Source organism: Methanoculleus sp. (assembly GCF_030019085.1).
Classification (GTDB): domain Archaea; phylum Halobacteriota; class Methanomicrobia; order Methanomicrobiales; family Methanoculleaceae; genus Methanoculleus.
Genome location: NZ_JASEFJ010000036.1, coordinates 1 through 7190 on the forward strand (window position 1 = coordinate 1; position 7190 = coordinate 7190).

6 protein-coding genes are annotated in these 7190 nt (G+C 47.4%); 5 read left to right on the plus strand and 1 reads right to left on the minus strand.

Annotation, left to right across the window (positions count from 1 at the left end):
- The 5 genes from QMC91_RS09555 to QMC91_RS09575 all read left to right on the plus strand — a co-directional run.
- The coding region (locus QMC91_RS09555; protein WP_300238014.1) for a Wzt carbohydrate-binding domain-containing protein at positions 1 to 628 on the plus strand (628 nt) is incomplete at its 5' end.
- A gap of 12 nt (positions 629 to 640) precedes the next feature.
- Positions 641 to 1954: a methionine biosynthesis protein MetW gene (locus QMC91_RS09560; RefSeq protein ID WP_300238015.1), complete on the plus strand. Its 1314-nt coding sequence runs from the start codon at positions 641 to 643 to the stop codon at positions 1952 to 1954.
- A 104-nt stretch (positions 1955 to 2058) separates the two neighbouring features.
- Positions 2059 to 3135 carry a glycosyltransferase gene (locus QMC91_RS09565; RefSeq protein WP_300238016.1) on the plus strand — a complete coding sequence of 359 codons (1077 nt, stop codon included), beginning with the start codon at positions 2059 to 2061 and terminating at the stop codon, positions 3133 to 3135.
- A 109-nt stretch (positions 3136 to 3244) separates the two neighbouring features.
- Positions 3245 to 4306, plus strand: a complete 1062-nt coding sequence (locus QMC91_RS09570) for a glycosyltransferase (protein ID WP_300238017.1) — start codon at positions 3245 to 3247, stop codon at positions 4304 to 4306.
- 102 nt (positions 4307 to 4408) lie between these two features.
- Positions 4409 to 5584, plus strand: a complete 1176-nt coding sequence (locus QMC91_RS09575) for a glycosyltransferase family 4 protein (protein ID WP_300238018.1) — start codon at positions 4409 to 4411, stop codon at positions 5582 to 5584.
- 100 nt (positions 5585 to 5684) lie between these two features.
- On the opposite strand, the gene QMC91_RS09580 is transcribed toward QMC91_RS09575, so the two are convergent.
- The coding region (locus QMC91_RS09580) for a hypothetical protein (RefSeq protein WP_300238019.1) at positions 5685 to 7190 on the minus strand (1506 nt) is incomplete at its 5' end.

Consider the following 7190-nt stretch of genomic DNA (forward strand, 5'->3'; position numbering starts at 1 on the left):
CCGAAACGAGGGTGTCACCATCGTCTTCGTCTCCCACGACTTGGGCTCGGTCCGGCGGTTCTGCGATCGGACGCTTCTCCTCCGGCACGGGGAACAGGTGGCCCTCGGGAAGACAGACGAGGTGATCGATCGGTATATCTACGGGAGGGTGGCGGAGGCGCCGGCGGAGAGCGCCGACCCGGTCGAAGAAGCCCCTCCCGCCGAGGAAGCACCCTCGGGGAACGGGAGAGTGAAGATCACGGGCGTGAAGTTCCTTAACAAGTTCGGCGCGGAGAGCGCCCGATTCAACGCCTTCGATCCGATGACGATCCGGATCTTCTACTTGGCCCGGGACCGGGTCCCGGATCCTGTCTTCGGCATCGCTCTCTATTCCGAGCGCGGGGAGCATCTCTACGGGACGAACACCGATTTAAAAGACGTCTCGATCGAGTATATAATCGGAGAGGGACATATAGATCTCCAGATAGACCGGATCCCGATGCTCGCCGGGCGGTTCCTGCTGACGGTTGCGGCCCACACCCGCAGCGGGGAGCGCTACGACTGGCAGGACAAGGCATATTCGTTTGACGTCATCCCGACAGGGAGGGATGCCGGAATCTTCGATCTTCCCTGTGTATGGCGGCGGTGAGGAAGGTAATCTATGAGCGATACTCCGTTTGAGATCAAGGACGACGAGATCAACGTCGAAGAGATTATGGAAAAGATCCGGGAGAACATCCGACGGCGGAAGGAGGCGGGGGTCTACCCGCCGGATCCTGACTCCCTCGCGGCCCCGCAGGCTCCGGCCGGAAGCAGCACCGACATCGCCCGGGATCTCGCCTATCTCTCCGGCAACTGGGACATCCAGAACAGGAGTTACTTCATCAGTTCCCACCGCCCCGTCGCCGGGAAAGTCCTGGTGAAAGGCCGGGAGCTCGTTCACGGTGAGGTGCGCCGCTATGTGGATCCGGTGATCTGGAAGCAGGCTGAGTTCAACCGTGCCACGGGCCGGGTGCTCGAGGAGGTGGCCCGGCAGGTTTCCGGGGTCGAGTCCCTCCGGGAGCAGATCCGGGACGAGGTCACGGAGCTGGCCGCGCAGTTGAAGGCCGAGATCTCCGAAGAGGTCGGGGCTCAGGTCCGCGCTGAAGTTGCAAAGCAGGTGCAGTCCGCACTCCTCGCGATGGATACCGATATCGAGAACCGGGCGTGGCTCGCGAAGGTTCTTGAGGGGAGGGTGCTCCGGGGTGCACCCGGGGAGGCCGAACTTCCGGACTCCCCCTCGGCCGGCACCGGCCTGAACTACTTCGTCTTCGAAGACCAATTCCGGGGCTCCCGGGAGGAGATCAAGGAGCGGCAGCGGGCGTTCGTCCGCTACTTCGAGGGCTGCAGCAACGTGCTCGATATCGGCTGCGGCCGGGGCGAGTTCCTTGAGTTGATGCGCGATGAGGGCATCGGTGCCCGCGGCGTCGACCTCGACGAGACGATGGTGGAGTTCTGCCGCTCCCGGGGCCTTGCGGTCGAGTTGAACGATGCGGTCTCCTACCTGGAGCAGCTCGAGGACGAGAGCCTCGACGGAGTCTTCATCGACCAGGTCGTCGAGCATCTTGAACCCGCCTACCTTGTCCGGCTGCTCGAACTCTGTTACCGGAAGATGAAGTTCGGCTACCACATCGTTGCGGAGACGGTGAACCCGCTCTCGTTTGTCTCGTTTGCGAACTTCTACATCGACATGACCCATGTCCGGCCGGTTCACCCGGAGACGTTGAAATTCCTGTTAGGGGCTGTGGGATTCAGGGAGATCGAGGCCCAGTTCTCATCACCGGTGCCAGATGAGGCGAGGCTGCGGAGGTTGCCGGTGGATGAAGGGATAGGCGAGGCGGAGCGGCTGCACGTTGAGGCCTATAACCGAAATGTCGATCTGCTGAACGGGACGCTGTACGGGGCGCAGGACTACGCGATAATCGGGAAGAAATGACTAAGGGTTCAATGGTTTCAGGTATGATGATACGTATAGAGCTAAATTATGGAATTGTGTCTTTAAATTGGTATAACTAAATAATCCGATTGGAAGAGATTAACATGAAGATTCATCAAATTGTACCTTCCATTTACCCGAATGATGCAATCGGAAATGAAGTTATGCTGATGCGCGATCTGCTACGGGAATGGGGGTATGAATCAGATATATTTGCTATAGACATTCACCCGAGTGTGCGGGCTCGTCCTTATAGAGAGTATGAAAATGAATCATCTCCTCAAAATATTCTTATATATCATTTCGCAATAGGATCAGAAATATCCCAGTTTATCAAGACACTTCCCGATAAAAAACTAATGATTTATCACAACATCACGCCATCGCATTTTTTCTGCGGAATAAATGATAACATCATGCTTACGTTGAAAAAGGGGCGTGAAGAACTCAAATCACTTTCCCAGGAGTTTGATCTCGCCCTGGCTGATTCCGAGTATAACAGGATTGAGTTAGAGCGTGCGGGCTACGATAAAAGTTGTGTACTGCCGTTACTCATCGATTTTTCAAAGTATACAACCTTTAATCAGGATCTGCTAGATGAATTTTCAGATGATTGGGTTAATATTATTTTTGTAGGTCGGATTGTGCCAAATAAGAAACATGAGGACATTATCAAAGCGTTTTATTATTATAAGTGTATAAATCCCAAATCCCGCCTTTTTCTTCCCGGGGGGTATGATAACAATGAGCCGTACTTTCAAGCACTTCAGTCTTTAGTTCAAAGATTAAACGTCTCGGATGTACATTTCTTGGGGAAGGTGCCGTTTGACGATCTTGTTTCATACTATATGTTATCGGATGTTTTTCTTTGTATGAGTGAACATGAAGGATTCAATGTACCAATTGTGGAAAGCATGTATTTTGGCATACCAATAATAGCCTACAATTCTTCTGCAATCCCTTATACGTTGGGTAACGCCGGAATCCTTGTTAATAAAAAAGATTATTGTAAACTCGCGGAGTTGATGGATATAATAGCTTCTGACGTCAAATTAAAAGAGAGATTGATTCATGTACAGAGAGAGAGATTTAAGGAATTTGAATTGGGTAAGACAAGCATAAAATTTCGTCAAATAATTAATACTCTGATAAATGGAATCGATGGAGCGATAAGTGATTGATAAAAATAGTCTTGAGTGTGTTCTATCAGGTTTTGGAGATGTGCGGTACAAGGGTTTCACTAACATTTCATATCTCTAAGAGTTAGCAAATCATTTAGTGAGGAATGGTATGAAGAAGGTCCACCAGATTTTACCATCACTTGCTCCCGGGGATGCGATCGGGAATGAAGTTTTGTTGATGCGTGATCTGTTACGAAGCTGGGGTTATGAGTCAGATATCTTTGCTCAACATATTCACCCAGATGTGCAGGCCCGTCCCTATAAAGAGTACGAGTTGGAGTCCTCTCCTCAGAACCTCTTGATTTATCATTTCTCAATTGGGTCTGAAGTTTCTAATTTCATTAAGGGTCTTCCTGATAGGAAAATAATGATTTATCACAACATCACGCCCCCACACTTTTTCCGTGGGATAAATGACAATCTTATGTTTTTATTGGATGAAGGGCGCAAGGAACTCGGATCACTTTCCCGGGAGTTTGATCTCGCCCTGGCTGATTCCGAGTACAACAGGATTGAGTTAGAGGGTGCAGGTTACCCTGAAACAGGTTTGCTCCCATTACTCATCGATTTTTCGAAGTATCAATCCTTTAACCCAGACATCGTTGAAAAATATTCCGATGGCCGGGTGAATATCCTGTTTGTGGGTCGAATATCGCCAAACAAGAAACATGAGGATATTATCAAGACATTTTACTACTACAAGTGTATCAACCCAAAGGCACGTCTGCTTCTCCCCGGGGGATATGATGGGTGTGAACTTTACTTTCAATCGCTTCGGTCTCTGGTTCAGAGGTTAGGCCTCTCCGATGTCTATTTCCTGGAGAAGGTGCCTTTCAAAGATCTCGTTTCGTACTACATGGTCTCTGATGTTTTCCTTTGTATGAGTGAGCATGAAGGATTTAACGTGCCGCTGGTGGAGAGCATGTTTTTCGATGTGCCGATAATTGCTTATAACTCTTCTGCAATTCCCTATACTCTGGGTGATGCGGGTATCCTCGTTAAATCCAAGAGATACGTTGAAATTGCAGAACTTATCAATTTGATCGTGGGAGACCCTGATATCCGGGGTAAACTGGTTCACCGGCAGAAGGAGCGTTTTCAGGCGTTTAAATATGATACTATAGTGAAGCAATTTTATAGTATAATTAAGGGGTTTGAACGAAATGATTAATTTTTGTTGTCTCACCATTAGCATGTATTTTCCCAAGTATACGAGCGAGAACGGTTCTCTGAGTGTTCCTGGTAACATGATCCGATCGGTGAGGGTATCTTAATGCGCCTGTGCTTTGTAGTCCAGCGTTATGGTCTTGAAGTTAACGGAGGTGCGGAACTTCATTGCCGTGAGGTCGCAGAGCACCTGGTAAAGTATGCCGATGTTGATGTGGTCACGACCTGCTCTATTGATTATGTGACATGGAAGAACGAGTACACATCTGGCGTTGAGACACTAAATGGCGTCACTGTCCGACGATTCCCGGTTGACTACGAGCGCAACACCGCGCACTTCAATAGGCATTCAGAGGCAGTTTTATGCCGTCCCCATTCTTACGAGGATGAAATAGAATGGATGAGGCAACAGGGCCCATACTCCACTCCCTTATTCGAGTTTCTCTCGGAAAACAGGGATAACTATGACGTTTTCATATTTTTCACCTACCTTTACTGCACTACGTTTTTCGGCCTCCCTCTTGTCGCAGATAAGGCTATATTAGTCCCGACTGCGCATGACGAACCCCCGATTTATCTGTCCATATTTGAATCCCTCTTTCGCCTTCCTCAGATGTTCTTCTTCAATACCGAAGAAGAGAAGAGTTTTGTCCATTCGAAATTTCACGTCGCTGCTATTCCTGGTGACATAATCGGTGTGGGCGTTGATGCTCCGCAAAATGCCGATGCATCCGCGTTTAAGCAGAAATATGGGATTAATAAATTCATCCTGTATGCGGGGCGGATTGATGAGTCGAAGGGGTGTAATGAATTATTTGACTATTTCATTCGATACAAAGCCGAAACTGATTCTCCGGTGAAACTTGTTTTGATGGGCAAACCCGTGATGAAGATCCCTGCTCATCCGGACATCGTTTCCCTGGGTTTTGTCTCCGAACAGGAGAAGTTTGATGGGATCGCGGCTTCGGAGCTGCTTATCATGCCCTCCAGGTTCGAAAGCCTCTCCATGGTACTGCTCGAGGCATGGCAGTGTACCCGGCCGGTTCTGGTGAACGGGGGATGTGCGGTGCTGAAGGGGCAGTGCTGTAGAAGTAATGCAGGGCTGTGGTACGAAAATTATGATGAATTTAAGGAGTGCCTTGATCATCTCCTGGAAAATAAAGAATTAAGTGCTGTGATGGGAAGGAGCGGGAAAAAATTCGTGAAGGAGAATTATAGTTGGGAGACTATCGAAAATAAATATCTACAAAATATTGAGCAATTTATTGCGGGCAGGAAATAAGTATTGGCTAAATTGTGACCGTGTTCTTTCATGAACAGTGTTTGATTAGACAATCCTTGTACTATACTGCCCGACCTGCCGAAATTCTGTTTTTAGAAGCCTAACTGGCCTCCGTGATCGTGACGTTCTGCACCGCCACACTCAACCAGCGTGTATCTGGGTTATTCAACCCGGGAATATCACAGGGGCGCTCGGCTCCTTCGGGCACGTGGAGCCGGATGGTGTTTTCGCCTTTTTGGAGATGGATCGGGGTTGAGATGCTGACGAAATTTGTGGGGACTGCTGTTTGCTGAACGAACTGGTCATTTGCGTAGATCTTTAGGGTTCTCGGGCGGTGGAAAGAGACCACTTGAAAGTTAATGGTGACATTGTGATCCGTACTAGAGTATATTAGAAGTGTTGCTTTATCCGTCATCCACTGGGTTGGTATTTCAGCCCAATTCTCAAGACTATGCCAGCCATTCATTGCAAGGTGGATGTCTTGTTGGGTCATTTTACTTGTTTTCATCTGCTGATTATACTCTGTCATATCAAAGAAGTATAGTCGTGAGTTATTGCTTATGATCGGGCTTGTTCCAAGTATATTTGAGACAGTTGAGATCAAATGTGATCCGCCATCCTCATAACCGTAGCTGTCTATATAAATACCATTAAATCCGGCGGTAGATAGTAGAAATATCATCTCATCAACAGGTTTATTAACGACCGCTTCTTGCCATTGATCCGCATCTCTTCCTTTCATTGCCCCGTAACTCCAGCGGAGATGGTGGGAGTGCAAATACCCTTTGATATGTTCATAATCTGTCATTCTGTACACGGGGGGGTGTTCGGGGAAAGGAACGTATGGTAATTGAAAGATCATCGCATCTTTGGGCATAACTGTCTCGATTTCTCTTATAAATTGCTCGTCATCATAATAATCTGCTTTTATTTTGTCATATGAAGGTATAAATGATGGTGATGTCTGATCCAATATCCCTAGGGGTAATATTAGGCAGATTAGGGCATAGAATATGATTTTTCTCTTCTGTGTATTTGCAAACTTTTTGGAGAGTGATTCCAAAATTAGTACCATGGCAAATATAGAGAAAAATGCTATGAATATAGATATGCGATTATAACAGCGGAACTGTGGCGTTACTAAAAGTGCAAATACGCCTCCAAAACCACCAATAGTCGCTAGTAATACTGCAGATATGTTAAAAAGACCAAGGCCGTCCAAATATGTCCGTATTTCGGCGGGGATTACTGCTACTATGTTTGTGTTCCTAAACAAAACCCATATAATCAACAGAAGGAAACCCAAACTTCCAATCAGACCTAATGAGGAAGATTGATTTTCATTAACTAAGGGTGCAAAGGAAATATATTTATTAGTAATCTCTGCCAAAAATGGGATTCTGTGGCCCGGAATAGGCATTAATAGTTGGACAATCTTCAGCCCAAAATATTCTGTCTCCAGTGGGGAGCGGATTGCAGCCTCTGGGTTCTTTCCATGTATATCTTGATAAATAATGCTAGGAGATAAACTTATGATGATCCCAAGAACTATTACTGCAATCAGTATAAAAGAGCGAATTAAGCAATGTTTAGATCTTTGAGATGT